18 protein-coding genes are annotated in these 24,203 nt (G+C 71.0%); 14 read left to right on the plus strand and 4 right to left on the minus strand.

All coding sequences use genetic code 11. From position 1 onward, the window contains the following. The first annotated feature begins 227 nt into the window (after positions 1-227). Positions 228-1,043: a hypothetical protein gene (locus AP428_RS04055; protein ID WP_054927605.1), complete on the plus strand. Its 816-nt coding sequence runs from the start codon at positions 228-230 to the stop codon at positions 1,041-1,043. Positions 1,044-1,098: 55 nt separating this feature from the next. On the opposite strand, the gene AP428_RS04060 is transcribed toward AP428_RS04055, so the two are convergent. From AP428_RS04060 to AP428_RS37365, 3 genes are all read right to left on the minus strand, one after another. Then, positions 1,099-2,028 (minus strand): phosphatidate cytidylyltransferase, encoded by a 930-nt coding sequence (locus AP428_RS04060; protein WP_012328300.1) that lies wholly within the window; start codon positions 2,026-2,028, stop codon positions 1,099-1,101. A gap of 39 nt (positions 2,029-2,067) precedes the next feature. Next, positions 2,068-2,700, minus strand: a complete 633-nt coding sequence (locus AP428_RS04065) for a lysophospholipid acyltransferase family protein (RefSeq protein ID WP_012328301.1) — start codon at positions 2,698-2,700, stop codon at positions 2,068-2,070. A 102-nt stretch (positions 2,701-2,802) separates the two neighbouring features. After that, positions 2,803-3,045 carry a hypothetical protein gene (locus AP428_RS37365; RefSeq protein WP_226141478.1) on the minus strand — a complete coding sequence of 81 codons (243 nt, stop codon included), beginning with the start codon at positions 3,043-3,045 and terminating at the stop codon, positions 2,803-2,805. A gap of 123 nt (positions 3,046-3,168) precedes the next feature. Between AP428_RS37365 and AP428_RS04070 the strand changes: the two genes are divergently transcribed. From AP428_RS04070 to AP428_RS04085, 4 genes are read left to right on the plus strand one after another with little or no spacing between them, the layout of a single operon-like run. Further along, on the plus strand, positions 3,169-3,774 hold the full coding sequence (locus tag AP428_RS04070; RefSeq protein ID WP_011545156.1) for a CDP-alcohol phosphatidyltransferase family protein: 606 nt from the start codon (positions 3,169-3,171) through the stop codon (positions 3,772-3,774). 59 nt (positions 3,775-3,833) lie between these two features. Then, complete coding sequence (locus AP428_RS04075) at positions 3,834-5,603, plus strand: bifunctional alpha/beta hydrolase/class I SAM-dependent methyltransferase (protein ID WP_054927606.1); 1,770 nt, start codon at positions 3,834-3,836, stop codon at positions 5,601-5,603. Then, the gene (locus AP428_RS04080; protein WP_054927607.1) at positions 5,600-7,015 is read left to right on the plus strand and encodes a phosphatase PAP2/dual specificity phosphatase family protein; all 1,416 of its coding nucleotides are present in this window, start codon (positions 5,600-5,602) and stop codon (positions 7,013-7,015) included. The genes AP428_RS04075 and AP428_RS04080 overlap by 4 nt, the downstream gene beginning before the upstream one ends. Further along, positions 7,015-7,467: a hypothetical protein gene (locus AP428_RS04085; RefSeq protein ID WP_054927629.1), complete on the plus strand. Its 453-nt coding sequence runs from the start codon at positions 7,015-7,017 to the stop codon at positions 7,465-7,467. The genes AP428_RS04080 and AP428_RS04085 overlap by 1 nt, the downstream gene beginning before the upstream one ends. A 54-nt stretch (positions 7,468-7,521) precedes the next feature. Here the strand turns inward: AP428_RS04085 and AP428_RS04090 are convergent, their stop codons facing one another. Beyond that, positions 7,522-8,721 carry a sensor domain-containing diguanylate cyclase gene (locus AP428_RS04090; protein WP_054927608.1) on the minus strand — a complete coding sequence of 400 codons (1,200 nt, stop codon included), beginning with the start codon at positions 8,719-8,721 and terminating at the stop codon, positions 7,522-7,524. Positions 8,722-9,020: 299 nt separating this feature from the next. Here AP428_RS04090 and bcsB point away from each other — a divergent pair, with 299 nt between their 5' ends. The 9 genes from bcsB to AP428_RS04135 are packed head-to-tail and all read left to right on the plus strand — an operon-like array spanning position 9,021 to position 23,787. After that, positions 9,021-11,366 carry a cellulose biosynthesis cyclic di-GMP-binding regulatory protein BcsB gene (gene bcsB / locus AP428_RS04095; RefSeq protein WP_054927609.1) on the plus strand — a complete coding sequence of 782 codons (2,346 nt, stop codon included), beginning with the start codon at positions 9,021-9,023 and terminating at the stop codon, positions 11,364-11,366. Positions 11,367-11,369: 3 nt separating this feature from the next. After that, a complete protein-coding gene (gene bcsZ, locus AP428_RS04100; RefSeq protein ID WP_043888683.1) occupies positions 11,370-12,599 on the plus strand; it encodes a cellulose synthase complex periplasmic endoglucanase BcsZ in 1,230 nt (409 codons plus the stop codon). Then, positions 12,584-16,501: a cellulose synthase subunit BcsC-related outer membrane protein gene (locus AP428_RS04105; RefSeq protein ID WP_054927610.1), complete on the plus strand. Its 3,918-nt coding sequence runs from the start codon at positions 12,584-12,586 to the stop codon at positions 16,499-16,501. The genes bcsZ and AP428_RS04105 overlap by 16 nt, the downstream gene beginning before the upstream one ends. 9 nt (positions 16,502-16,510) lie before the next feature. Then, the gene (bcsE, locus tag AP428_RS04110; protein ID WP_054927611.1) at positions 16,511-18,481 is read left to right on the plus strand and encodes a cellulose biosynthesis protein BcsE; all 1,971 of its coding nucleotides are present in this window, start codon (positions 16,511-16,513) and stop codon (positions 18,479-18,481) included. After that, complete coding sequence (locus AP428_RS04115; RefSeq protein ID WP_054927612.1) at positions 18,478-18,714, plus strand: hypothetical protein; 237 nt, start codon at positions 18,478-18,480, stop codon at positions 18,712-18,714. Before bcsE ends, AP428_RS04115 begins: the two co-directional genes overlap by 4 nt. Beyond that, positions 18,711-19,490 carry a cellulose biosynthesis protein BcsQ gene (gene bcsQ, locus AP428_RS04120; protein ID WP_011545166.1) on the plus strand — a complete coding sequence of 260 codons (780 nt, stop codon included), beginning with the start codon at positions 18,711-18,713 and terminating at the stop codon, positions 19,488-19,490. Before AP428_RS04115 ends, bcsQ begins: the two co-directional genes overlap by 4 nt. Next, entirely contained in the window at positions 19,487-22,024 is a 2,538-nt protein-coding gene (gene bcsA, locus AP428_RS04125; RefSeq protein ID WP_054927630.1) for a UDP-forming cellulose synthase catalytic subunit, read from the plus strand. The genes bcsQ and bcsA overlap by 4 nt, the downstream gene beginning before the upstream one ends. A 27-nt stretch (positions 22,025-22,051) precedes the next feature. Further along, positions 22,052-23,608: a cellulose biosynthesis protein BcsG gene (gene bcsG / locus AP428_RS04130; RefSeq protein ID WP_054927613.1), complete on the plus strand. Its 1,557-nt coding sequence runs from the start codon at positions 22,052-22,054 to the stop codon at positions 23,606-23,608. Beyond that, complete coding sequence (locus tag AP428_RS04135) at positions 23,590-23,787, plus strand: hypothetical protein (RefSeq protein ID WP_054927614.1); 198 nt, start codon at positions 23,590-23,592, stop codon at positions 23,785-23,787. Before bcsG ends, AP428_RS04135 begins: the two co-directional genes overlap by 19 nt. Positions 23,788-24,203 lie beyond the last annotated feature (416 nt).

Below are 24,203 nucleotides of genomic sequence, written 5' to 3' on the forward strand. Positions count from 1 at the left end.
TGGCTCGTCGCGCCGTGCGTGTACGCTACGGCCTCGCGGGTCGATTTCCGCGTGTCGAACGGAGCCTGGAGTGAGAGATCGTAACGCCGGCCGGCGCGAATGGCGAGGCCGAGCGTCATGGTTTCGCATCAGGCCGCCGCGGCATCGCCAGTGTCGTTCCAGTGGCCCTGAGCGGGCGAGTCTGCAACGATCCGCCGCACATTTTCCCAATCCGATCGAACCTCGTTATGACTGTCCAGAACCGGAACCGACGTCTCAAGCCGCTTGCGGCTTCGCTCGTTGTACTTGGCGCCCTCACGGCGCTCTCCGCGCTGTCGCCGGTTCATGCCGCCGAGCCGCCCCGGCCCGACCATCAACTAATAACCTTCATCCACGACACGTACGGCAACTGGCGCGCGGACCGCAAGGGCTGGCAGGCGGAAGGGGACGATTTCATCCATTCGCCGTGCGGCGTGCTGCGCGTGGCGACCGCGGACGGCCCGCGCACGCTGCTCGCGATGTGCGGCGAGACCGAGGCGGCGGTGCAGAACGGGATGTCGGGCATGGATTCGGACGCGACGCCGGGCGCGATCGACCTGTACGTGTTGAAGCCGACGCCGGACGGCAGGACGCTCGAGCCGGTCGCGAAGAGAACCGAGGTCGCATCGGGCCAGCGCGGCGAACCGGGGACGGTGCGCATCGAGCGGCTCGGGCCGCACCTGTTCGGGTTCGTCATCGGCGAAAGCGACACGCGGCAAGGCTACACGCAACGCTTTCGTTCGATCTGGCTGCCATACGGCAATGCGCTGGTGCATGCGGCGGCGCGGATCGACGAGGCGCTCGACAATGCGGAGTCGACGGAATGCGCGCATGCCCGGGCGCGCTGCGAGGAACGCCGCTTCGAGATCGCGCCGGACACGGCCGGCATCGGCGATGTCTATCCGCTAACGGTCACCGAAACGGGCACGCGCGGCGACAAGGCCATCCACGCACGCTACACGGTGAAGTTCGACGCCGCGCGCGGCCGCTACGTCGTGCCGAAGGCGCTGCGCGACGGGTACTGATCCTTCGCGCGCAGGAACGGGCGGCGTTGCACCGCCCGCGTATCGCGCAACTGAATCACACGTACAGATAGCGCACCAGGTGAAAGAACACCGGCGCGGCGAAGCAGATCGAGTCGACGCGATCGAGCATCCCGCCGTGGCCGGCGATCATCGAGCCCCAGTCCTTCGTGCCGAGCGAGCGCTTGACGGCCGACAGCACGAGCCCGCCGACGAAGCCAGCGATCACGATCGCGAGCGAGATCCCGAACGCCGCGCCGAAGCTGAACGGCGTCACGCGATACAGCGACGCGCCGCACAGCGTGGCCAGCAGGCCGCCGCCGACGAAGCCCTCGATCGTCTTCGACGGCGACAGCTGCGGCGCGATCTTGCGGCGTCCGAACAGCTTGCCGACCACGTATTGCAGCACGTCGCTGATCTGCACGACGAACAGGAAGAAGAACAGCAGCAGTGCGTTCTGCCCGGCGTAGCGCGGAATGTCGAGGATCAGCACGGCCGGCGCGTGGCTCAGCCCGTACACGCACACCATCAGCGCCCAGTTGATCTTCGCGTTGCGACTCAGGAAGTCGCGCGTGTCCTGCGTGAGCGCCGACACGAGCGACATCGCGAAGAACAGGTGCACGGGCACGAAGATCGAATACATCCCGTACCAGTTGATGCCGAGCAGCAGGTACTGCACGGGGATCGCGATGAAGAACGCGATGAAGAGCGTCGTATGGTCGCTCGCGGTGGTCGGCGTAAGCGTGATGAATTCGCGCAACGTCAGGTACGACAGCAGCGCGAACACCAGGTACGTGACGTTGTTGCCGAGGCCGATCGCGACGGCCATGATCGCGATCATGGCCCACCACGCACGGATGCGCTGGTTCAGGTTGACGATGGTCGCACTGGTGCCGCCGCTGCGCGCGCCGAGGATCGCGCCGATCACGGTCGCGACGACGAGCACGCCCGTGACGCCCGCGACCAGTTCCCAGAAGAGGGTTCGCATGGTTGGTATCCGGAAAAGGGAGAAGGAGGCGCGCCGCGTTCAGCCGGCCGGCCGCTGCGGCGGCGCGAGCGCGATGACCGCGTCGCGCATGCGGGCGAGGAACGTCGGCTTGTCTTCCTGAGCGCCGAGTGCTTCGTTCGCGCCGAAATGCACCTTGCAGATCAGCGGCACGGGCCAGATCGCGCCCTTCGGCATGATGCGCTGCAGGTTCTCGAGGTAGACGGGCGCGAGCGCGACGTCCGGGAACTCGGTCGCGAGATGGAACAGCCCGCTCTTGAACGGCTGCGGCAACACGTCGGCGCCGCGCGTGCCTTCCGGGAAGATGATGATCGAGTGGCCTTGCCGCAGCGCGTCGCGCACCGGCTCCAGCGGATCGCCGCCGTTTTCGCGATGACGGTCGATCAGCACGACGTTCAGCAGCTTCTGCGCGATGTGGCGCTTCAGGTCGCTGCTGTCCCAGTAGTCGCGCGCGGCGACCGGCCGCACGACCGCGCGCACGTCGCGCGGCAGCGCGGCGAGGATCGCGAGCGTGTCGATGTGGCTCGTATGGTTCGAGAAATAGATCTTCTGCGTCGGGGACGGCGGCGCCTGATGCCAGACCGGATACGCACCGGCGACGAGCCGCACGATGGACAGCAGGAAGTCGCGCTGCCAGACGTTGAGGATGTTCATCGGCGCGTGGCCTCCCGCGTGCATGCCCGGCCCGCTGCGCACGCGCGGCGGGCGGAACCCCGGAATGCCGGCGCCGCAGGATGCGCGCCGGACGGCTCTTGTTTAAATTTTTTCAAATTCGTGGCTGCCTGTCGCAGGTCCGCGATAATCGGACGATTCGCCGTCGCACGCTGTCGCGTCGCGGCGAATGCGCCGGTCGGCGGCGTGATAATCGGCTGTTGCACGAGTGCCCGTCTGCAGTTCGAATCGATCTCGCCGCGATCGGGCCAGCGGATTATCGCGAGTTTCGCCGAAAAACGCCAGATTGGCGCCGCGCGGGCGCGCCGGCCCGCAGGCTTGACGCATCGAGGCCGCTCGGCGACGATGAGGGTCGTTCAATCCAGGCCGACGCAGGCCGTTTCGCCGCCCGGGGCATGGCGGCGGGAAACGTATCCGACCGTGCCGCGCGAATAATACGAATACGAAACGATGAGCCTCTACGCACTCAAACCCAAATTCCAGAATCGTCTGCGCCCGTTCGCGGATTCGCTCGCCGAACGCGGCGTCACGGCCAACCAGGTCACGCTGTTCGCGGCCGGCGGCTCGATCGTCGTCGGCGCGCTCGCCGGGCTCGGCGTGTTCGCTCGCGCGCTGTTCCTGCTGATCCCGCTGTGGCTGTTCGCGCGCATGGCGCTCAACGCGATCGACGGGATGCTCGCGCGCGAGCACGGGCAGAAGAGCACGCTCGGCGCCTACCTGAACGAGCTGGGCGACATCGTGTCCGACGTCGCGCTCGTGCTGCCGTTCCTCGCCATTCCCGCGTTCGCTCCGGCGGACGTCTGGCTGTTCGCGCTGACGGCGGTGATCGTCGAATGCGCGGGGCTGATCGGCCCGCTCGTCGGTGCGACGCGCCGCTACGACGGCCCGTTCGGCAAAAGCGACCGGGCGCTGGCCCTCGGCGCGTTCGCCCTGTGGATCGGCTTCGGTCTGCCGGTCGGCAGCGTCGGCGCCTGGCTGTGGCGGCTGCTGATCGTGCTGTCGATCGTGACGGTGGTGCGGCGCGTCCGGGCCGGGATCACCGAAGCGGGCGGCTGACGGGCCGGGCGCCGGAGGGCGGCGCCACACGATACGTATAACGAAACGAGAGAGATCGCATGAGCGCACGCACGGCCCGCGAGGCCGACTTCATCACGCACGACGGCGAAACGCTGTTCTATCGTCACTGGCCCGCGACGGGCGCACGCTGCCGCGGCGCCATCGTGCTGCTGCATCGCGGGCACGAACACTCGGCGCGCGTCGCGCACCTCGTCGACGAGCTCGACCTGCCGGATTTCGCGTTTTTTGCGTGGGACGCACGCGGCCACGGCCGCTCGCCGGGCGCGCGCGGCTACAGCCCGAGCGCGGCCGCATCGGTGCGCGACCTGCAGACCTTCGTCGAGCATATCCGCGACACGCACGGCATCGCGATCGAGGAGATGGCGGTAGTCGGCCAGAGCGTCGGCGCGGTGCTCGCGGCGACCTGGGTACACGACTACGCGCCGCCGATCCGCGCGCTCGTGGTCGCGTCGCCGGCGTTCCACATCAAGCTCTACGTGCCGTTCGCGCGGCCCGGGCTGCGGCTGATGCACAAGCTGCGCGGGCTGTTCTACGTGAACAGCTACGTGAAGCCGAAATTCCTCACGCACGATCCCGAACGGATCGCGAGCTACGCGTCCGATCCGCTGATCACGCGGCCGATCGCGGTCAACATGCTGCTCGACCTGCACGATACCGCGCGGCGCATCGTCGCCGACGCGGCCGCGATCACCGTGCCGACGCTGTTGCTGATCTCGGGCGCCGACTGGGTCGTGCATCGCGGCCCGCAGGACCGTTTCTTCGAGCGGCTCGGCGCGGCGCGCAAGGAGCGCATCGTGCTGCCGGGCTTCTATCACGACACGCTCGGCGAGCGCGACCGCGCGCAGGCGCTCGCGCCGCTGCGGGCGTTCGTGCTGCGCGAGTTCGATGCGCCGAGCCCGCGCGTGTCGCTCGCCGATGCCGACCGGCGCGGCGCGTTCCATGACGAATACGCGGCGCTCTCCCGGCCGCCGGCGAACGTGTTCGCACGGGCGTACTGGGCGCTCACGCGCGCCGGCCTGAAAGCCGGCGGCGCGCTGTCGGACGGCATCGCGCTCGGGTTGCGGCTCGGCTTCGATTCGGGCTCGACGCTCGACTACGTGTACCGCAACCGTGCGCAGGGGCGGCTGGGCATCGGCGCGCTGATTGACCGCACGTATCTCGATTCGCCGGGCTGGGTCGGCATCCGTCAGCGCAAGGTGCATCTGCAGGAACTGATCGGTGCGGCGATCGGCCGGCTGCGCGGGAACGGCACGCCGGTGCGGATCGTCGACATCGCCGCCGGCCACGGGCGCTACGTGCTCGATGCGATCGCGCTGGCCGCGGAACGCGATGGCGCGGCGCCCGACGACATCACGCTGCGCGACTACAGTCCGCCGAACGTCGAGGCCGGGCGCGTGCTGATCGCGCAGCGCGGTCTCGAGCCGATCGCGCGCTTCGAGCGCGGCGACGCGTTCGACGAGACGTCGCTCGCGACGCTCGAGCCGCGGCCTACGCTGGCGATCGTGTCGGGCCTGTACGAGCTGTTCGGCGAGAACGCGCTGATCGAGCGCTCGCTGCGCGGGCTCGCGCAGGCCGTGCCGCCGGGCGGCTATCTCGTCTATACGGGGCAGCCGTGGCATCCGCAGCTCGAATTCATCGCGCGTGCGCTGAACAATCATCGCGGCGAGTCGACCTGGGTGATGCGTCGCCGTTCGCAGGCCGAAATGGACGAGCTCGTCGCGCGGGCGGGATTCCGCAAGCTCGACCAGCGGATCGACGAGATGGGCATCTTCACGGTCAGCCTCGCGCAGCGGGTCGACGCGTCATGAGCGTGCTCGGCGGCGGCGCGGGCGCGGAGGCGAGTGACGGGCTGGCCGAACCGGCGGCCGGCGCGCGCGACGCGTCGTTCGTGCTGCGCTTCGGCTGGCTCGCGGCGATGGGCGCCGTGTTCTTCTCGACGTACGGCTTCGCGAACTGGCTCGCCGCGCGCCGCGCGGCGGTGCCGACCTTCGCGTTCGGCTGGGAGCATGCGATCCCGTTCGTGCCGTGGACGATCGTGCCGTACTGGTCGATCGACCTGCTGTATGCGTTGTCGTTCTTCTTCTGGACGCGCCGCGACGATCTGCTCGATCACGTGAAGCGGCTGCTGACCGTGCAGCTGATGTCGGTTGCGTGCTTCATCGCGTGGCCGCTGCGCTTCGGCTTCGAGCGGCCCGACGCGGGCGGCATGGCCGGTGCGCTGTTCACGCTGCTGATGGGTTTCGACAAGCCGTTCAACCAGGCACCGTCGCTGCATATCGGCTTGCTGGTCGTGCTGTGGGCCGTCTATGCAAGGCATCTGCGCGGCACGTTCGTGCGCGTCGTGCTGCATCTGTGGTTCGCGGCGATCGGCGTGTCGGTGCTGACGACTTACCAGCATCACGCGATCGACGTGCCGACCGGGGCGGCCGTCGGCTGTCTCGCGCTATTCCTGTTTCCGCTGCGCGATGCCGCGGGCCGGCTGCCGGGCGCCGATGCGTCGCCGTCCGCGGCCGGTCGCGCGCTCGCGCTCCGCTATGCGTTCGGCGCCGCGCTGGTCGCACTCGTGGCGCTGGCGTGCGTGCCGCGCGCGCCGGGCTGGGCGCTGGCGGCTGGATGGGTCGCACTGGCGCTCGCCTGCGTTGCGTGGGCCTACCGGCGCGGCGCGCCCGGCGTATTTCAGAAGGATGCGCGCGGGCGGTTTCCGGTCTTCGTCGGCGGGCTGCTCGCGCCGACGATCGCCGGCGCATTCGTCAATTCGCGGCTGTGGACGCGCCGGCAGCCCGCGCCGGTGCGGATCGACGAGCGCGTGTCGATCGGCCGGACGCCGACCACGCGCGACATCCGGCGCCACGGCTTCACCGCGCTGGTCGACCTGACCGCCGAGATGCCGCGCTGGGCGGCGGCCGACGCATCGCTCGCGTATGCGTCGGTGCCGCAACTCGATCTCGTCGCACCGACGGCGGTGCAGCTCGCGCAGGCCGTCGCGGCGCTCGAACGCCTGCACGGCGAAGGGCGCGACGTGCTGGTGTGCTGCGCACTCGGCTACGGGCGCAGCGTGCTGTGCGCGGCCGCGTGGGTCGCCGCGCGGCGCGGGTTGGCCGATGCGCGCGACGCGCTGGCCGCGGTGCGTGCGGTGCGGCCGCACGCGGTATGGTCGGATGAAAGCGTGGCCGTGCTGCAGCAGTGGATCGATCGCCGGCGCGACGCGGGGCAGGGATGATGCACGATCCGTCCGTTCCGTTCAGGATTGCCGCCGCGCGCGGCGCGCTCGATGCGGGCGCATGGGCGCTCGCGGCAGCGCTGGTCGCGGCCGGCGCGGGCGGGTGGATCGCGGCGGGCTGGGCGGCGCCGACGCTTGCCCGCGTGCTGCTGGCCGTCGTCAGCACGGGGGCGGGGATCGCGGCGCTGTGGTACGCGGTGCGCATCGCGATCGATCGGCGGCTGTTTGCCACGCTCGCGCGGGCGGTGGACGGCGACGGGGCGGTCGACGGCCCGCTCGCGGCGCTCGACCGCGCGCTCGCCGACCTGGGCTGGATCGATGCGGCGAAGGTCGGGCGCACGCTCGACGCGCGCGTGCGCGGCGCGGTCGGGCTGTGCCGGGCCGCCGTGCTCGTGGCGATCGTGCAGTGGCTCGTCGTCGGGATCGCGGTCGCGGTGTCGCCCATCGGCTAGCGCCGGCGCAAGCCGGCTATCGGTGGGAACAGCCCGGCCGGCGCGCGCCAGCCGTCATGCGTGCGTGGTGCGCCGCGATCGCGTGCGCTTGGCTTCGTACATCGCCTGGTCCGCATGCTCGATCAGCGCGTTCATGTCGGTGCCGTCGTCCGGCAGCATCGCGATGCCGACGCTGACGCCGAGCCGCAGCGCATGCCCGTCGAATTCGAACGGCTCGCCGACCCGCCGCGCGAGCCGCATGCTTTGCACCTGGGCGTCGTCGCGGGTGCCGAGGTTCGGCAGGATCACCGCGAATTCGTCGCCGCCGATGCGCGCGACCGTGTCCGAGCGCCGCACCGCGGCCTGCATCCGCGTGGCGACCTCGCGCAGCGCGGCGTCGCCCGCGCGGTGGCCGAACCCGTCGTTGATCGGCTTCAGGCCGTCCATGTCGATGTTGAGAATGCCGAGTCGGCCGCTCGCGCGCAGCGCCGTGTGCATCGACTGGCGCAGGCGGTCGTAGAACAGCGCACGGTTCGGCAGGCCCGTGAGCGCGTCGTGCGTCGCGCGCAGGTACAGCTCGTTCGCTTCGTTGCGCGCCGCGTGGAACATCGCGGCGGCGATCAGTTCGGCCATCAGCCGCAGCGTGCCGGCGTCGGCCGGTGAGAAACCGTCGACGTCCGGCGACATCACCTTCAGCACGCCGACCGTCGTGTCGGCGTGCGTGAGCGGCATCACGAGCATCGAGCGCAGGCCGACCCGGCGGCATGCGTCGCGATCGACGCGCGGGTCGGTTTCCGAATCGATACAGTGCAGCAACTCGCCCTGCTGCACGCACAGGCCCGACAGGCTGCCCGAGCGCCGCAACCGCAGGCCGAGCATCCCGGCGGCCGTGCCCGACGCGGCGCGGTACACCATGTCGTCGCCTTCGGCGAATTCGACCGCGGCGGCGCTCGCGCCGGTGAGCTGCGGCACCTGTTCGGCCACGTAGGCCATCACGCTGCCGAGGTCGAGGCCGAGTTTCGCGATTTCGGCTTGCGCGGCGATGATGCGCAACAACGTGTCGGGGGACGGCGTGGCGGCGTCGGCGGTTTGATTCAAGTCAGTTTTCCGTGAAAAAGTGCATCGCTCGGCGCGCGCTTGCGGTAGCATACGCGCCGCTCGCGGCAGCGCGTGCCGGGTGGTTCGCAACGCAACGGTGCCGGTGCCCGGCCAGCCGTACCGCGCCGGCAGTATGCCGTTCCAGCCATCCGGCGGCAACGGCGCAATTCTTGCCATTCACTCTTCCTGTGCGGCATTTCCGACCGAATTGAGATTTTTTCGCTTCTCAGTCGCGAATCACGGTGAGTTTTGTTCTATTTTTGAGATAGTGTGACAAATGGGCGGCCGCCGGTGCCAGGCGTTCCCCAGCGCGACGAACCGGTCGTTGAATGATCCGCCGCGTCGTTCCGATAAATGCAATCAGGCCATAAATGAGGGGAAGCAGAGGGGATGTGCACTCACGGGCATAGCTGCTTTGCGCGCGTCGGTTTCGACGCGCAGGATGACCGGACGATCGTGACGAAGCGGAGCGGCGCATGAAGCCGGCCGTGTCGCTGTTCGTTCTGGCTGCCGCGATGACCGGCGCTTTCCACACGGCCGCGCTGTCGGCCGCGCCGCTGCCGGCGGTGCCGGCCGCCGCTTCGACGGCCGCCGCCGATCACGCGGCGGCGCCGGATGCAGCGCCAGCGGCGGTGCTCGCGACCGCTCCGGCCGCGCCGACTGGGGCCAGCGCGCCGGCCGCCGGCCTGCCGGCGACGACCGTGCGCATGCCGTTCGCATCGCTCGGCGCGTTCGATCCGCTGCGCCTGCGCGGCGCCGACGACGCACGCACGATCAACGCCGGCGTGCGGCTCGACCGCGTGATCACGGGCGCGCGCTTGCGCCTGACCTACGCGTATTCGCCGTCGCTGGTCTTTCCGCTGTCGCACCTGAAGGTGTCGGTGAACGGCGAGGTGATCGCGACCGTCCCGTTCGATGCCGCGCGTGCGGGCCGCACGGTGACGCAAGAGATTCCGATCGATCCGCGCTACTTTTCGGATTTCAACCAGATCGGCCTGCGCCTGATCGCGCATTACACGCTCGACCACTGCGAGGACCCGACGAATTCGGCGTTGTGGGCCGACGTGAGCCCGACGAGCGAACTGATCCTAGACGAATCGCCGGTGCGCCTGCCGAACGATCTCGCGCTGCTGCCCGCGCCGTTTTTCGACCGGCGCGACAACGGCCGCCTGCGGCTGCCGTTCGTGCTGCCCGCCACGCCCGATTCGGCCACCCTGCGCAGCGCGGGGGTGCTCGCATCGTGGTTCGGCGCGCTGGCCGACTACCGGCATGCGCGCTTCCCGGTATCGACCACGCTGCCGGCCGACGATCAGGCCGTCGTGGTCGGCACGGCCGCGACGCTGCCGGCCGGTCTCGCGCTGCCGCCGATCAATGGCCCGCTGCTCGCGGTCGCGGACAACCCGGCCGCGCCGGGCCGCAAGCTGCTGGTCGTCACGGGCCGCACGGCGGCCGAGGTCGACGACGCGGTCGCGACGCTCGTGCTCGGCCGCGCGGCGCTGTCGGGGCAGGCGGCGACGGTCGCGCACGTCGATCTGGGCGCGCCGCGCAAGCCGTACGACGCGCCGCGCTGGCTGCCGGTGAACCGGCCGATCGCGTTCCGCGAACTCGTGAACGATCCGCGTCAGCTGGAGGTGCGCGGCACGACGCCCGACGCGATCCGGCTGAACCTGCGCGTGCCGGCCGATCTGCATTCATGGAACGGCGCGGGCGTGCCGATCACGCTGCGCTACCGCTACACGGCGCCGACCGTGCAGGACAATTCGACGCTCGCGGTCGAGATCAACGATCAGCTCGTGAAGTCGTACCGGCTCGGGCCGGCCCATGCCGAAGATGCGCACGGCCGCATGCAGCTGCCGCTGCTGGCGGTGCCGGAAGGGCGCGTGACGAGCGACGTCGACATTCCCGCGTTTCGCGTCGGCAGCGGCAACCAGCTGCAGTTCCGCTTCACGCTCGATTCGCAGAAGACGGGCCTGTGTTCGAGCACGGCCACCGAGCCGCAACGCGCGGCGATCGATCCCGATTCGACGATCGACTTCTCGCACTTCGTCCATTACGCGCAATTGCCGAACCTCGCGTTCTTCGCGAACAGCGGCTTCCCGTTCACGCGCTTCGCCGACCTGTCGCAGACGGCCGTCGTGCTGCCCGACCGGCCGTCGCCGCAGGAACTCGAGGCCTACCTGACGATGCTCGGCCACATGGGTGAATGGACCGGCTTCCCGGCGCTGCGCGTGCAGGTGGCGCGGCCCGGCGACGTCGCCGCGCTGTCGGGGCACAAGGATCTGCTCGTGATCGACGGCTCGCCGGCGTCGCCGCTGCTCGCGCAATGGCGCGCGGCGCTGCCGCTCGCGATCGGCGAGCAGGGCGGCGCGGGCGCCGGTGGCGCGACGCGCGTCGCATTCACGGTGAAGGAGCGCTGGCGCAACGGCGTGGGCCTCGCCGACGGCGGCGCGCATATCGAACAGACGGGCCCGCTCGCGGCGCTCGCCGGGTTCGAGCTGCCCGGTAGCCGCGGCCGCAGCGTCGTCGCGCTGACGGCGACCGACCAGCCGCGCCTCGGCGATCTGCTCGACGTGTTCGAGAGCGGCGGGCTCGTGTCGCAGTTGCAGGGCGACCTCGCGCTGGTTCGGCCGGGGCAGGTCGACAGCCTGCGGGTCGGCGAGCCTTACGTGGTCGGCTTCGTGCCGTGGTATGCGCGCGTGTGGACGGAGGCGGCGCGGCATCCGGTGCTGCTCGGCGCGGTCGGCGTCGTCGCAGGGCTGCTGCTCGCGCTCGGCGTGTTCAGCGTGCTGCAGCGAATCGCCGCGCGTCGCCGGGGGATGTAACGGATGGCGCGGGCAATGACGAAGCGACGGGCAACGCAGCCGGCGCGACGTGTCGGCGCGACGCTCGCGCTGGCGGTCGCGGTGACGTGCGCGGCGGCCGGCATGGCCACGCGCACGCACGCGGCGGCGGCCGGTGCAGCCGATGCGGCGAGCACGGGATGCAGCGCGGCGTGGCCGCGCTGGGACGCGTTCAAGCGTGATTTCATCTCGGCCGACGGCCGCGTGATCGACGTCGGCTCGGCCGATTCGCGCACGGTATCGGAGGGACAGGCGTATGGACTTTTCTTCGCGCTGGTCGCGAACGACCGGCGCATGTTCGACACGATCCTCGCATGGACCGAGAACAACCTCGCGCAGGGCGACCTGAGCGCGCACCTGCCGGCGTGGCTGTGGGGCCGCGCGCCCGACGGCGCGTGGCGCGTGCTCGACGCGAACCCGGCGTCGGACGCCGACCTGTGGATCGCGTATGCGCTCGTCGAGGCCGGGCGGCTGTGGCACGAGCGCAGCTATACGGCGCGCGGCGCGCTGCTCGCGAAGCGCGTGCTCGACGCCGAGACGGCGACCGTGCCGGGCCTCGGCCTCACGCTGCTGCCGGGCCCGACCGGGTTCAAGCTGGCCAACGGCCAATGGCGCGTGAATCCGAGCTATTCGCCGCCGCAGGTGATTCGCGCGCTCGGCGCACGGCTGCCCGACGACCGTCGCTGGGCCGCGCTGGCGTCCAGCACCGCTCGCGTGCTGCTCGACACCGCGCCGAAAGGTTTTTCGCCCGACTGGGCGCTGTATCGCGCGGGCAACGGTTTCGGGCCCGATCCGCAGACCCATGCGGAAAGCGCGTACAACGCGATCCGCGTGTACCTGTGGGCCGGCATGCTGGACCACGCCGATCCGCTCGCCGCGCCGCTGCTCGCGAAGTTCGCGCCGTTCGCCGACCATGTCGCCGCGCACGGCGCGCCGCCGGAGAAGGTCGATACGACGACGGGCGTCGCCGGGCCGAACGATGGCAACGGCGGCTTCTCCGCGGCCGCCGTGCCGTTTCTCGACGCACGCGGCCAGCACGCGCTCGCGGATGCCCAGGCGGCCCGCGTCGATACGCTCGCGCGCCAGTCGGCGCCCGGCTATTACACGAGCGTGCTGACGCTGTTCGGCCTCGGCTGGCGCGACGGCCGCTACCGGTTCGGGGCGGACGGCACGCTCGACACCCGCTGGGGAGGCCGTTCGTGCGCCGCCCGCTGAAGTGCGCGGCGCCGCACGTCGCGGGATTCGCGTGGCTCGCGTCGTCGGTGTGCGCGGCGGCGCCAGGCGCCGCCTCCGGCGCGGCGATCGCGAACCCGGCGAACCCAGCGACTCCGGCGACCTCGGCCGCCGCCGATGCGCGGCGCGAGCTTGACACCGCGCGGATGTGGGGCATCAAGCATCGCGACGACCTCGCGCGGGATGCGCTGCGCAAGGGCTTGCTGATCGCGCCGGGCGATCCCGAGCTGCTGGCCGAACAGGTGCGTGTGCTGCTGCGGCTCGGCGACGCGAAAGGCGCGCAGGCGTCGCTGGCGCGGCTGCAGGCGCAGTCGCCGAATGCGCCTGCCACGCAACGGGTGGCTGACGAATACCGCGTCGCGACGAGCGGGCGCGGCGAGATGGCGCAGATCCGGCTGCTCGCGCGCAGCGGCCGCGCCGATGAGGCGGCCCGACGGATCGTCGCGCTGTTTCCGAACGGCGCGCCGTCGGGCGCGCTCGGCGCCGAGTATTACCAGATCGTGTCGAATGCGCCGGGCGGGCGCCAGCCGGCGATCGCCGCGCTGCGCCGCGCGGTCGCCGCCGATCCGCGGGACACGAGCGCATCGATGGCGCTCGCGCGGCTGTTGAACCAGCGCGACGACACGCGCGCGGAAGCGAACCGGATCGCATGGTCGCTCGCGAAGCGCGCCGACGCGGACCATACGGAAGCGATGGCGCTGTGGCGGCGCGTGCTGCAGTCGGCCGGCAGCGATCCCGCGTATCTCGATGCGCTGCACGCGTATCTCGCGCTCGCGCCGGACGACACCGAATTCCGCGATCGCGCCGCCGGCCTCGACCAGCAGCGCGACGCGCAACGCCGGCTCGAACGCGATCCCGACTACATCGCGCAGCAGCGCGGGTTGCAGGCGCTGGCGCGCGGCGACCTGGCCGCCGCCGACCCGCTGCTCGCGCGCGCCGCGCGGGCGCGAGCCGACGACGCCGATGCGCTGGGCGGGCTCGGCCTGCTGCGTCTGCGCGAAGGGCGGCACGACGAAGCGCGCGCGCTGTTTACGCGGGCCGCGGCGCGTGCGACCGACCAGCGCGGCAAATGGCAAGGCCTCGCGCGTACCGCGCAGTTCTGGGGGCTGCTCGCCCAAGGCCGCGAAGCGGCCAGTGCGGGCCGCCCGCGTGATGCCGAGCGCGCCGCGCGTGCGGCGCTCGCGATGCAGCCGGACAACCCGGACGCGAAGCTGCAGCTCGCCGATGCGCTGCTCGCGCAGCGCGACTGGACACAGGCGGAGCCGTTGCTGCGCGGCTTGCTGGCCGCGCGCTCGCCGAGCCTGTCGGCCGTGCGCGATACGGCCACGCTGTATGAAAACACCGGCCGCGCGGACCGGATCGGCCCATTGCTCGATGCGCTGCAAGGGCGCGTGACGGGCGCCGACGATCGCCGCGCGCTCGACGGCCTGCGTGGCGACGTGCTCGCGAACGAGGCACGCGCGCTGGCCGACAAGGGCGCGCGCGGGCCGGCCGCGCAACGCTACGAGGCGGCTGTGCGCGCGGCGCCCGATGCGCCGTGGACGCGTTTCGCGCTTGCACGCCTGTATCGCGACATGGGGTTGCCGCAGCTCGGCCGCACGGTGATGGACGACGGGCTGGCGCTGAGCGATACGCCGGAGATGCGCTACGCGAGCGCGCTGTACCGTAATTCGCTCGACGATGTCGCCGGCGCGCAGGCCGTGCTCGCACCGGTCGACGACGCGCACCGTTCGGACGGGATGCGCGCGCTGGCGCGCAAGCTCGATGCCGAAAGCGCGCTGGCCGACGCGCGCGGCGCACATGCCCGCGGCGACCGCGCGGCCTTCGCCGCCACGCTCGCGCATGCGCAGGCGAGCGCGCCGGACGATCCCGACATGCTCGCCGCGATCGGCACGCAGTGGATCGACGCGGGCGAACCGGAGCGCGGCCTCGCGCCGCTGCGCGACTGGATCGCCGCGCATCCGCGCGACGCCGACGCGGACGTGCGGCTGCGCTACGGCGATCTGCTCGGCCGCGCGGGGCGCGACGACGCGCTCGCCGCGTGGCTCGATACGCTGCGCGGCGATCCTTCGCTGACGCCCGCGCAGACGGCGCGACTGGAGGATCAGTCGCTGCGGCTCGTGCTGCGGCAGACCGACGACGCGATCGCGCGACAGGACTATGCGCAGGCGCGCACGCTGCTCGACCGCGCGAGCCCGGCCGGCCGCGCGGACAAGCGTTATGCGCTCGAACTCGCCGATCTCGAACGCGCGCAGGGCCATTACGATGCCGCACGCGATGCGCTCGCACCGGTCGTGGCGCGCACGCCGGACGACGCCGATACGCAGCTCGCGCTGGCCCGGATCGACGAGGACAGCGGCAACCGTGCCGGCGCGCGCGAGCGCGTGCAGGCTGTGCTGGCCCGCACACCGGACGACGATGTCGACACGCAACTGTCGGCCGTGCGTCGCCTGAACGCGCTGCGCCGGCCGGACGAAGCCGCGCAGGTGACCGAGCGGCTGCAGGCCGCGTATCCGGCCCGCGCCGACGTGACGGTCGCGGCCGGGCGCGTGGCCGAGGCGCAGGGCCGCTATGACGACGCGGCGTCGCTGTACCGGTTGTCGCAGTCGCAGGAACGCGCGACGGGCGTGAGCCCGGGCCGCGACGGGCTGACGCCCGCGCAGGCCGCGTTCGCGGATCTGCAGCAGCGGCGCAATCCCGAGATCGAGACCGGCTGGATACCCGCGTACAAGTCGGGCGACGAAGGCATCTCGTCGTATCGCGCGCAGCAGGTGCCGATCTACATGCAACTGCCGATCCGCTACGACGGGCACGTGTTCGCGCAGGTCGACACCGTGCACCTCGATCCGGGCACGCTCGATACGAGCGTGCCGGACGCGTATTCGCTCAAGACGTTCGGCACGTACGCGGGGCTCAGGGCGTCGAACGGGCTGCCGCCGCCGTTCCAGCAGAATCCGCAGGCCGCCGCGCTGATCGCGAATCCGCCGGGCTCGCTGCACCAGTCGACGACGGGCGTCGCGCTCGGCGCCGGCTATCTGTCCGATGCATGGCGCGTCGATCTCGGCACGTCGCCGCTCGGCTTCCCGGTGCATTACCTCGTCGGCGGCGTGCGCTATCGCTTCGACGCGGGCCTGGCGAGCTTCTCCGTGAATGCGTCGCGGCGGCCGGAAACGAGCAGCGTGCTGTCGTACGCGGGGATGCGCGACCCGTGGACGGGCGCGGTGTGGGGCGGCGTGCGCCGCGACGGCGTGAACCTGCGCGCGTCGGTCGACGTCGGCCGCACGAACCTGTTCGCGGAGCTCGGCGCGGGCGTGCTGTCGGGCCGTAACGTCGAACGCAACGCGGAAGTCACGCTGCGCACCGGCTTCACGGTGCCCGTGTACGAGCGCGCGGCGATGAAGGTCAGCACGGGGCTGGTCGGCAATGCGTGGCACTACGCGCAGAACCTGCGCTACTACACGTACGGGCAGGGCGGTTACTACAGTCCGCAGCGCTATCTGTCGCTCGGCGTGCCGATCGAATGGGCGGGGCGGCACGATGCGCTGTCGTGGGACCTGACCGTCACGGGCGGGATCTCGAACAGCTACGAGAAGGATTCGCTGTATTACCCGACGCTTTCCGGCCAGCGCGCCGAACAGGTGGCGGCCGGCTTCGTGTACGCGGGCAGCTCGACGCGCGGCGTGTCGTTCTCGTACGGCGTGAACGGCATCGCGGAATATCGTGTGAACCCGCACCTGAGCGTCGGCGCGCAATTGCACATCGACCGGTCGCACGACTATGCGCCGAGCTCGGCGCTCGTGTATCTGCGTTATGCGTTCGACGCGCGTGCGTCGCGCAGCTGGCTCGTCACGCCGACGCCCGTGCGGCTTTATTCGGATTACTAGGGGAACGCCGTGACTACGGAATTCGATGCCACCCGCTCCGCGCCCGGCGCCGCCAGCCTGGCCGATCGCCTGCGCGCGCTGCTGCGCATGAGGCCGGCGGGCGGCCGTGCCGGCGCCTTGAGCCGGCTCGCGATCGACGGCCTGCCCGATACCTGGACGCAACTGGAAGCCGGCGGCCTTTACGCGATCTACGCGGCCGGCGGTACGCCGGCCTGCGATACGCTCGTCTGGGAAAGCGCGCGTCAGGCGCGCACGCGCGACGTCACGATCGTGCTGGCGCGCGATCCGGCGCGCGTCGCCGCGCAGATGGCGTCGCTCGGCTTCGCGGGCGGCGTGCAGCCGGCCGGCTGGCCGCGCAACCTGAACGTGCTGGCGATGCCGGCTGCGGTCGAGCCGGCCGACGACGGTGCCGACGCCGGCGCAGCTGGCAACGCACCGCGCCGCGCGGCGCCGGGCCCGTTCGCGCGGCTGACCGGCGGCTTGCGCGCGATGAAGCGCTATGGATTTCACGCGCGTTCGCTGTATTTCGTCGAAGGCGCCCAGCGCTGGTTCAGCTGGGACAATCCGGTCGCGCTCGCGGACGAAGCGCACGCGCTGGCCGACTGGTGCCGCACGCGCCGGATTGCGCTCGTGCTGCTGCTCGACCCTGAAGCGACCCGCGCGGGCGGCGACGCGCGCGCCGACGATGCGCCGCTCGTGCGCGATGCCGATCGCACGCCGCGCAGCGGCTTCCACGGAATCTGTTCGGGCGTCGCGCAGTTGCAGCGCACGCATGGCGAACTGCTGTGGGTGGTCGATTTCTGGCGCGCGGGCGACACGCTCGCGGCCGGCGAGGTGCGGCCGCTGCGCTTCGCACCGGGCGGCCGGCTGTCGGCGAGCGTCGATGGCGGCGCGACCGAGCCGGCACGCCGGATGAAGCTCGCGAGCGACGAGGATCGCGTGGTGGTCAGCCGCGCGGTGCTCGACGGCGCAAGCCGCGTGCCGGACGGCTGGGAGATCGTCGACGACAACGCGGCCGTCGTCGCCGCGTGCGCGAGTGCGCAGGCCGCGACCGCGGTGCTCGTGTTCCGCTCGCACGCGCAGCTCGAAGCGCTGTGCGCGGACGTGCACGCGCTGCGCCGGCAGTGCGGCGGCGCGCTGAAGATCGCGGTCGTCGAGCGCGGCGAGGTGCTGCGCCAGCAGTTCGAGATGCTCGTGCTGAGCGTCGGCGCGAACCGGGTCGTCGCGCGCGACCTGCCTGTCTCGCGGATGCAGGCCGCCGTGCACGCGCTGCACGGCCAGCTCTACGCACGGCCCGTCGCGGCCGACTACCGCGCGGCGCTCGCGGCTGCGCTCGGCGATTCGGTGCTCGGTTATCTGCCGGTCGGCGCGTTCTGCCAGCGGATTCGCGCGGTGCTCGATCGCGGCGCGGTGCTCGCGCTACCGCACACGCTCGCGAAGCTCACGCTGTTGCCGGGCGTATCGCACGTCGACGCGCTGCGGCACTGCCGGCCGCGCCGCGCGGGCGACGTCGTGACGGCCGATGCCGGGCACCTGTTCGTGTTCCTGTTCGCCTGCGAGCCGGTCGACGCCGAGGACGCGCTCGCGCGGATCTTCGAGGTGCCGGTCGATACGCTGTCCGACCGCGTCGTGTGCCTCGGGCAGGGCAGCATCGACACCGAGCTCGACGCGCTGAAGGCCGAGAACCGGCGCGCGCCGATCGCCGACTACAGCGACCTGTTCGCGGCGACGCGGCCGGCGGGCGCCGCACGCGCAGCAGCCGCGCCCGTCGAACCCGGCGCAGCCTTGCCCGATGCGGGCGAGGTGAGCGACGCGATCGACGCGATCGATACCGTCGTCGCGCTCGACGCGATCGGTGTGCCGCAGGCGTCCGTGCCCATCGCCGTCGACGCGTCGCCGCCGGACCCCGTCATTTCCGCCGCGCGGGCGCGCGGCGCCGTCCGCAGCGCGATGCCGTTGCGCAAGCAGGAGGACGCATGATCGCCGAACTCGTCATCGGTTTCCTCGTCGGTATCGTGATTGCGGTACCGGTGTGGATCGTCGCGCAGCACCTCGGCATTGGCCGCGGCTTCCATGCGCCGCGCGGCATCGACCGGCGCGACGCGGTACCGTGCGAGCTCGTGCCGGTCGCGCTGCGCGGCCGTCTGCTGCCGGGCTTCGGCGGCGCCGACGCCGACGAAACCGACACTCGCGACAGCAAGGTGGCACGATGAAGACGATCGCCCTCACGTCGACGACGGGCGGCGCGGGCCGCACGACGCTCGCCGCCGCGCTCGCGGTGCTGCTCGCGCGCCGCGGCCGGCCGGTCGTGGCCGTCGAATTCGATGCCCAGAACCTGATGGGCGCGACGCTCGGCCTCGATACGCTGGCCGAGCACGGTCTGGCGCACAGCCTGCTGGGCGGCGCCGAACCGTGGCACGCGCACACGTGGCGCAACGCCGACGGCGTGCTGTTCGTGCCGTACGGGCAAGTCGATGCGGCCGGCGCCGCCGCGTGCGATGCGCGGCTCGTGGCCGATCCGGCCTGGCTGTCGCGCGCGCTCGGCGAAATCGCGTTGCCGGCCGACGGCGTCGTGCTGGTCGACACCGCGCGCTATCCGTCGCCGCAGGCCGAACAGGCGATCCGGTGCGCTGACCTGGCGCTCGTCGTCGTGCCGCCGGAGCCGGTCGCGTGCGCGACGACGGCCGCGCGGCTCGGCGCGCTGCGAGCCGGCCGCGGCGCGCTGCAGATCGTCGTGAACCGGCTGAACCCGGCGCGCGACATGCAGCGCGACGCGCTGGCGATGCTGCGCGCGGTCGCGGGGCCGGCGTCGATGCTCGAGCAACGCATCCACGTCGACGCGGCGGTGCCCGAAGCGCTTGCACGCGGCAGCTGGATCTTCGACGACGCGCCGTATTCGCAGGCGTCGCACGACCTGAACGGCGTCGCGAACTGGGTCGATACGTGGCTGACGGCGGCCGTCGCCGGCCGCGCCGGAGCCATGCGATGAACGCCACGCTCGCGTCGCGACTGCGTGCGTTCGGCCGTCGCGCGGCCGACTGGTGCGCGCGCGGCATCGGGCTGCCGGCGCAACGCACGCGGGTCGACTGGTTCGTGCGGCTGTTCTTCCACGCACCGCCGCCCGGCCGGCCCGATCATGTGCGCCTTTGGGTGCGCGTCGCGTTCCTGCGGCTCGCGCACGACTGGGGCGTGCTGCAGCCGCTCAGCATGCGCGAATGGCTGTGGCGCGCGATCGTGCGCGCGCCGCGCGCGGCCGACGGACGGCCCGCGCGCGATCCGCTCGCGTGGTTCGACACGTTCGTGGTGCCCGTCTACGTGGCCGGGCGCGCGGTCGGCCGGCGCATCAACGCGATGCTCGAGCGTTTGCCGTGGGTGCGCTGGGGCGGCTGGCTCGATGCGCGCGCGAACGGCGTCGGCCGGCGCCGCTGGCTCACGCCGCTGCTGCTCGTGGCCGGCGCGATGCTGTGGGCCGCGGCCGGGATGTCGCCGCTGATGCCCGGCGCGCAGTTCGCGTTCTTCGCGATCGTCGCGGTGCTCGCGCTCGCGCTGCGCCGCCTGCCTGGCCATCTGCCGACCCTCGCGCTCGCGTCGCTCGCGCTGCTCGCGACGGTGCGTTACGTGTGGTGGCGCACGACCCAGACGCTCGACTTCCGCAGCCCGGTCGAAGCCGTCGCCGGCTACCTGCTGTACGGCGCCGAAGCCTATACGTGGATGATCCTGCTGCTCGGCTTCGTGCAGACCGCGTGGCCGCTCGACCGGCCGATCGTGCCGCTGCCCGACGATCCGGACACGTGGCCGACCGTCGACGTCTATATCCCGACCTACAACGAGCCGCTGTCGGTCGTGAAGCCGACCGTGTTCGCCGCGCAGAGCATCGACTGGCCGAGCGCGAAGCTGCGCGTATACCTGCTCGACGACGGCCGGCGCCCCGAGTTCGCGGCATTCGCGGCCGAGGCCGGCATCGACTACCTGACGCGCGACGACAATCTCCACGCGAAGGCCGGCAACATCAACCGCGCGCTGCCGAAGACGCACGGCGAGTACATCGCGATCTTCGATTGCGATCACGTGCCGACGCGCTCGTTCCTGCAGACGACGATGGGCGTGTTCCTGCGCGACCCGAAGTGCGCGCTGGTGCAGACGCCGCACCATTTCTTCTCGCCCGATCCGTTCGAGCGCAACCTCGGCACGTTCCGGGAGATCCCGAACGAGGGCAACCTGTTCTACGGCCTCGTGCAGTCGGGCAACGACCTGTGGAACGCGACGTTCTTCTGCGGCTCGTGCGCGGTGCTCAAGCGCAGTGCGCTGGAGGAGGTCGGCGGCGTCGCGGTCGAGACCGTGACCGAGGACGCGCACACGGCGCTCAAGCTGCATCGGCGCGGCTATACGTCGGCGTACCTGCCGACCGTGCAGGCGGCCGGCCTCGCGACCGAAAGCCTCGCGGGCCACGTGAAGCAGCGCACGCGCTGGGCGCGCGGGATGGCGCAGATCTTCCGCATCGACAACCCGTTCCTCGGGCGCGGGCTCGGCCTGATCCAGCGGATCTGCTACGGCAACGCGATGCTGCATTTCTTCTACGGGATTCCGCGGCTGATCTTCCTGACGATCCCGCTCGCGTACCTGTTCTTCCATCTGTACTTCATCAACGCGTCGTCGCTCGCGCTCGCGAGCTACGTGATCCCGTACCTCGTGCTCGCGAACGTCGCGAACTCGCGGATGCAGGGGCGCTACCGGCATTCGTTCTGGGCCGAGGTCTACGAATCGGTGCTCGCGTGGTACATCGCATTGCCGACCACCGTCGCGTTCTTCAGCCCGAAGCACGGCAAGTTCAACGTGACCGACAAGGGCGGCAAGATCGACGAAGGCTACGTCGACTGGTCGACGTCGAAGCCGTATCTGGTGCTGTTCGCGCTGAACGTGCTCGCGATCGTCGCCGGCCTGTGGCGGCTCGTGGCCGACCAGGGCGACGAGGCATCGACGATCCTGATCACGCTCGGCTGGACCGTGTACAACCTCGCGATGCTCGGTGCGGCGCTGGCCGTCGCGCGCGAGACCAAGCAGGTGCGCGTCACGCACCGGATCGCGATGCGCGTGCCGGCGATGCTGCTGCTCGCCGACGGCTCGACGGCCGCATGCTTCACGAGCGACTATTCGACGGGCGGCCTCGGGCTCGAAGCGGTGCCGGGGCTGCCGCTCGCCGCCGGCGACACGCTGACGGTGTGCGTGACGCGCGGCGACCGGGCGTTCCCGTTCCCGGTGCGCGTGACGCGGGTGACGCCGACTCATGTCGGCGTCAGCTTCGAGGAACTGACGCTCGAACAGGAACGTCAGCTCGTGCAATGCACGTTCGGCCGCGCGGACGCATGGCTCGACTGGCACGAAGGCGCGCGGCCCGACACGCCGCTCGGTGGGCTCAAGGAAGTGCTGCGGATCGGGCTGGACGGCTATGTACGAATGTGGAAGGGTGCGGCGCGCGGCGTGCAGGCGATGCTCGCGCCGAAACTCGATCGCGCGCGCGACTGACGCGGTGCGCATCATGGAGTGGGTTAGATGACGTTCTGGAATCTGTATTTCATCCTGAAGTTCGCGCTGTTCGCGACCGGGCGCCTGCAGCCGTTCTGGCTCGCGAACCTCGCGTTCGCGGTGGTGCTCGTGGCGAGTGCGCCGATCCGGTCGCGCGCATGGCGCATCGTCCGGCAGGTCGTGGCGGTCGCGATCGCGGTGCCGTTGCTCGCGCGGGAGCTGCATGCGCCGTCGCTCGCCCGTCTCGCGGAGGCCGCGCGCGAAGTCAGCACGTTCCGCCTCGACTACTGGATGGAGCTGCTGCCGCGCCTGTTGCCGCCGGTGCTGGCGCTGACGATCGTCGGCGTGCTGATCGTCTATTTCATCGTCAATCGCTGGCTGCGCGTCGCGACGTTCGTGGTGGCCGTGCTGGTGGTGATGCCGCTGTGGCAGGCCGGCAGCGGGCTGATGGCGCGCGTCGTCGCGCCGGCCCAGCCGCAGGCGAACGTGGCGGGCGCCACGCGCGTCGACCAGCCCGAGGATCACAACGCGGCGCTCGCGACGTTCCGCGCGCAGGAGTCGCAGCGGCAGGTCGCGTTCGGCCATCTCGGCAGCGATCCGGCCGCGCAGTTCGACGTGATCGTGCTGCACATCTGCTCGCTGTCGTGGGACGATCTCGATGCGGCGAAGGTGCGCAATCACCCGATGCTGAGCCACTTCGACTACCTGTTCACGAACTTCAGCACGGCCGCGAGCTACAGCGGGCCGGCCGCGATCCGCGTGCTGCGCGCGAGCTGCGGGCAGGAAGCGCATGCGGACCTGTACAAGCCCGCACCGCAGCAGTGCCACCTGTTCTCGCAACTGGCGGGCGCCGGCTATACGGTGCAGTCGCTGCTGAACCACGACGGCCATTTCGACAACTTCCTGCAGGTGATCCACGACAACATCGGCGTGGCCGATGCGCCGATGATCTCGAACGCGGCCGCGCCGGTCGCGATGCATGCGTTCGACGGCTCGGCGATCAAGGACGACTATGCGACGCTCGCGAACTGGTACGCGCAGCGCGCGTCGGTGCCGGGGCCGGTCGCGCTGTACTACAACACGATCAGTCTGCACGACGGCAACCGCGTCGTCGGCAGCGCGCTGACGAGCATCGACTCGTATCCGCAGCGCGCGACGAAAATGATGACCGACTTCGACCGTCTCGCCGACCTGATCGCGCAATCGGGCCGCCGCGCGGTGATCGTGTTCGTGCCCGAGCACGGCGCCGCGTTGCGCGGCGACAAGAACCAGATCGCGGGGCTGCGCGAGATTCCGACGCCACGCATCGTGCACGGGCCGGTCGGCGTGCGTCTCGTCGGCTTCACCGGCAACCACGGCGCGACGACCGTGATCGAGCAGCCGACCAGCTTCCTCGCGCTCGCGCAGTTGCTGTCGAATCTCGTGTCGAACAGCCCGTTCAAGCCCGGTGCGACGCTCGCGCAATACGCGGCCGATTTGCCGCGCACGCGGATGATCGGCGAGAACGAGGGCACGGTGACGATGCAGACGGCCGCGGGTTACGCGGTGAAAACGCCGGACGGTGTATGGATCGACGAACAGTGACGATAGCTGGCGAAGGCGACGACGATCGCCTGTCTCAACCGAACGACGTGATCGGCCTCGCGCGGCATCTGCCCGCGCTCGACCCCGAGCGCTACGTCGACGAACAGGCGCGCCGCGCGTTCGACGCGTTGCTCGATCGCTGGCCGACGCTCGCGAAGCTGATGGGATTGAAGGCCTGAAGGAACGGCGGCCGGGTAGGGGATGCCGGATTTTAATCAGGCGCGGTTGACATGAAACTAGACCGGTCTATATCATTTGGCGCAGTCCGTCGGGCATAGGCTTCTGGCGATTCCGGCCATTCCGTCGGATAGTCCCCGCGAGCGGTGCATCGGTTTTATTTGGAAAACCACCGCCGTACTGAAGGGCGCATACCTTCGTCAACCTGAAAGCCAGGGACGGCAACGAGTTTGCGTGCACGATCGAGGGCAGACAATCTGCTGTCTTTCGGCATGACGAACCTGCCGGTTTGCAACCGGAAGGGGCAGCCGCGACCAAGGCGGGCCCGTTCTCTCGAACCTGAAGGTCGGGCTGCCTGTCCGTTGACCGGCGCCATCGCTCGGGGTCCAGCGGTCCAGCGGCGCGGCTGCCGACGGCG

It is taken from the genome of Burkholderia sp. E168m22 (assembly GCF_001319805.1).
Taxonomy (GTDB): Bacteria; Pseudomonadota; Gammaproteobacteria; order Burkholderiales; family Burkholderiaceae; genus Burkholderia; species Burkholderia orbicola.

What these genes read in the sequence shown, in the direction of transcription:
- AP428_RS04055 (WP_054927605.1), top strand. Translation starts at nt 228, where the DNA reads ATGACTGTCCAGAACCGGAACCGACGTCTCAAGCCGCTTGCGGCTTCG.
- AP428_RS04060 (WP_012328300.1), bottom strand. Translation starts at nt 2,028, where the DNA reads ATGCGAACCCTCTTCTGGGAACTGGTCGCGGGCGTCACGGGCGTGCTC.
- AP428_RS04065 (WP_012328301.1), bottom strand. Translation starts at nt 2,700, where the DNA reads ATGAACATCCTCAACGTCTGGCAGCGCGACTTCCTGCTGTCCATCGTG.
- AP428_RS37365 (WP_226141478.1), bottom strand. Translation starts at nt 3,045, where the DNA reads ATGCGTCAAGCCTGCGGGCCGGCGCGCCCGCGCGGCGCCAATCTGGCG.
- AP428_RS04070 (WP_011545156.1), top strand. Translation starts at nt 3,169, where the DNA reads ATGAGCCTCTACGCACTCAAACCCAAATTCCAGAATCGTCTGCGCCCG.
- AP428_RS04075 (WP_054927606.1), top strand. Translation starts at nt 3,834, where the DNA reads ATGAGCGCACGCACGGCCCGCGAGGCCGACTTCATCACGCACGACGGC.
- AP428_RS04080 (WP_054927607.1), top strand. Translation starts at nt 5,600, where the DNA reads ATGAGCGTGCTCGGCGGCGGCGCGGGCGCGGAGGCGAGTGACGGGCTG.
- AP428_RS04085 (WP_054927629.1), top strand. Translation starts at nt 7,015, where the DNA reads ATGCACGATCCGTCCGTTCCGTTCAGGATTGCCGCCGCGCGCGGCGCG.
- AP428_RS04090 (WP_054927608.1), bottom strand. Translation starts at nt 8,721, where the DNA reads ATGGCAAGAATTGCGCCGTTGCCGCCGGATGGCTGGAACGGCATACTG.
- bcsB (WP_054927609.1), top strand. Translation starts at nt 9,021, where the DNA reads ATGAAGCCGGCCGTGTCGCTGTTCGTTCTGGCTGCCGCGATGACCGGC.
- bcsZ (WP_043888683.1), top strand. Translation starts at nt 11,370, where the DNA reads ATGGCGCGGGCAATGACGAAGCGACGGGCAACGCAGCCGGCGCGACGT.
- AP428_RS04115 (WP_054927612.1), top strand. Translation starts at nt 18,478, where the DNA reads ATGATCGCCGAACTCGTCATCGGTTTCCTCGTCGGTATCGTGATTGCG.
- bcsQ (WP_011545166.1), top strand. Translation starts at nt 18,711, where the DNA reads ATGAAGACGATCGCCCTCACGTCGACGACGGGCGGCGCGGGCCGCACG.
- bcsA (WP_054927630.1), top strand. Translation starts at nt 19,487, where the DNA reads ATGAACGCCACGCTCGCGTCGCGACTGCGTGCGTTCGGCCGTCGCGCG.
- bcsG (WP_054927613.1), top strand. Translation starts at nt 22,052, where the DNA reads ATGACGTTCTGGAATCTGTATTTCATCCTGAAGTTCGCGCTGTTCGCG.
- AP428_RS04135 (WP_054927614.1), top strand. Translation starts at nt 23,590, where the DNA reads ATGGATCGACGAACAGTGACGATAGCTGGCGAAGGCGACGACGATCGC.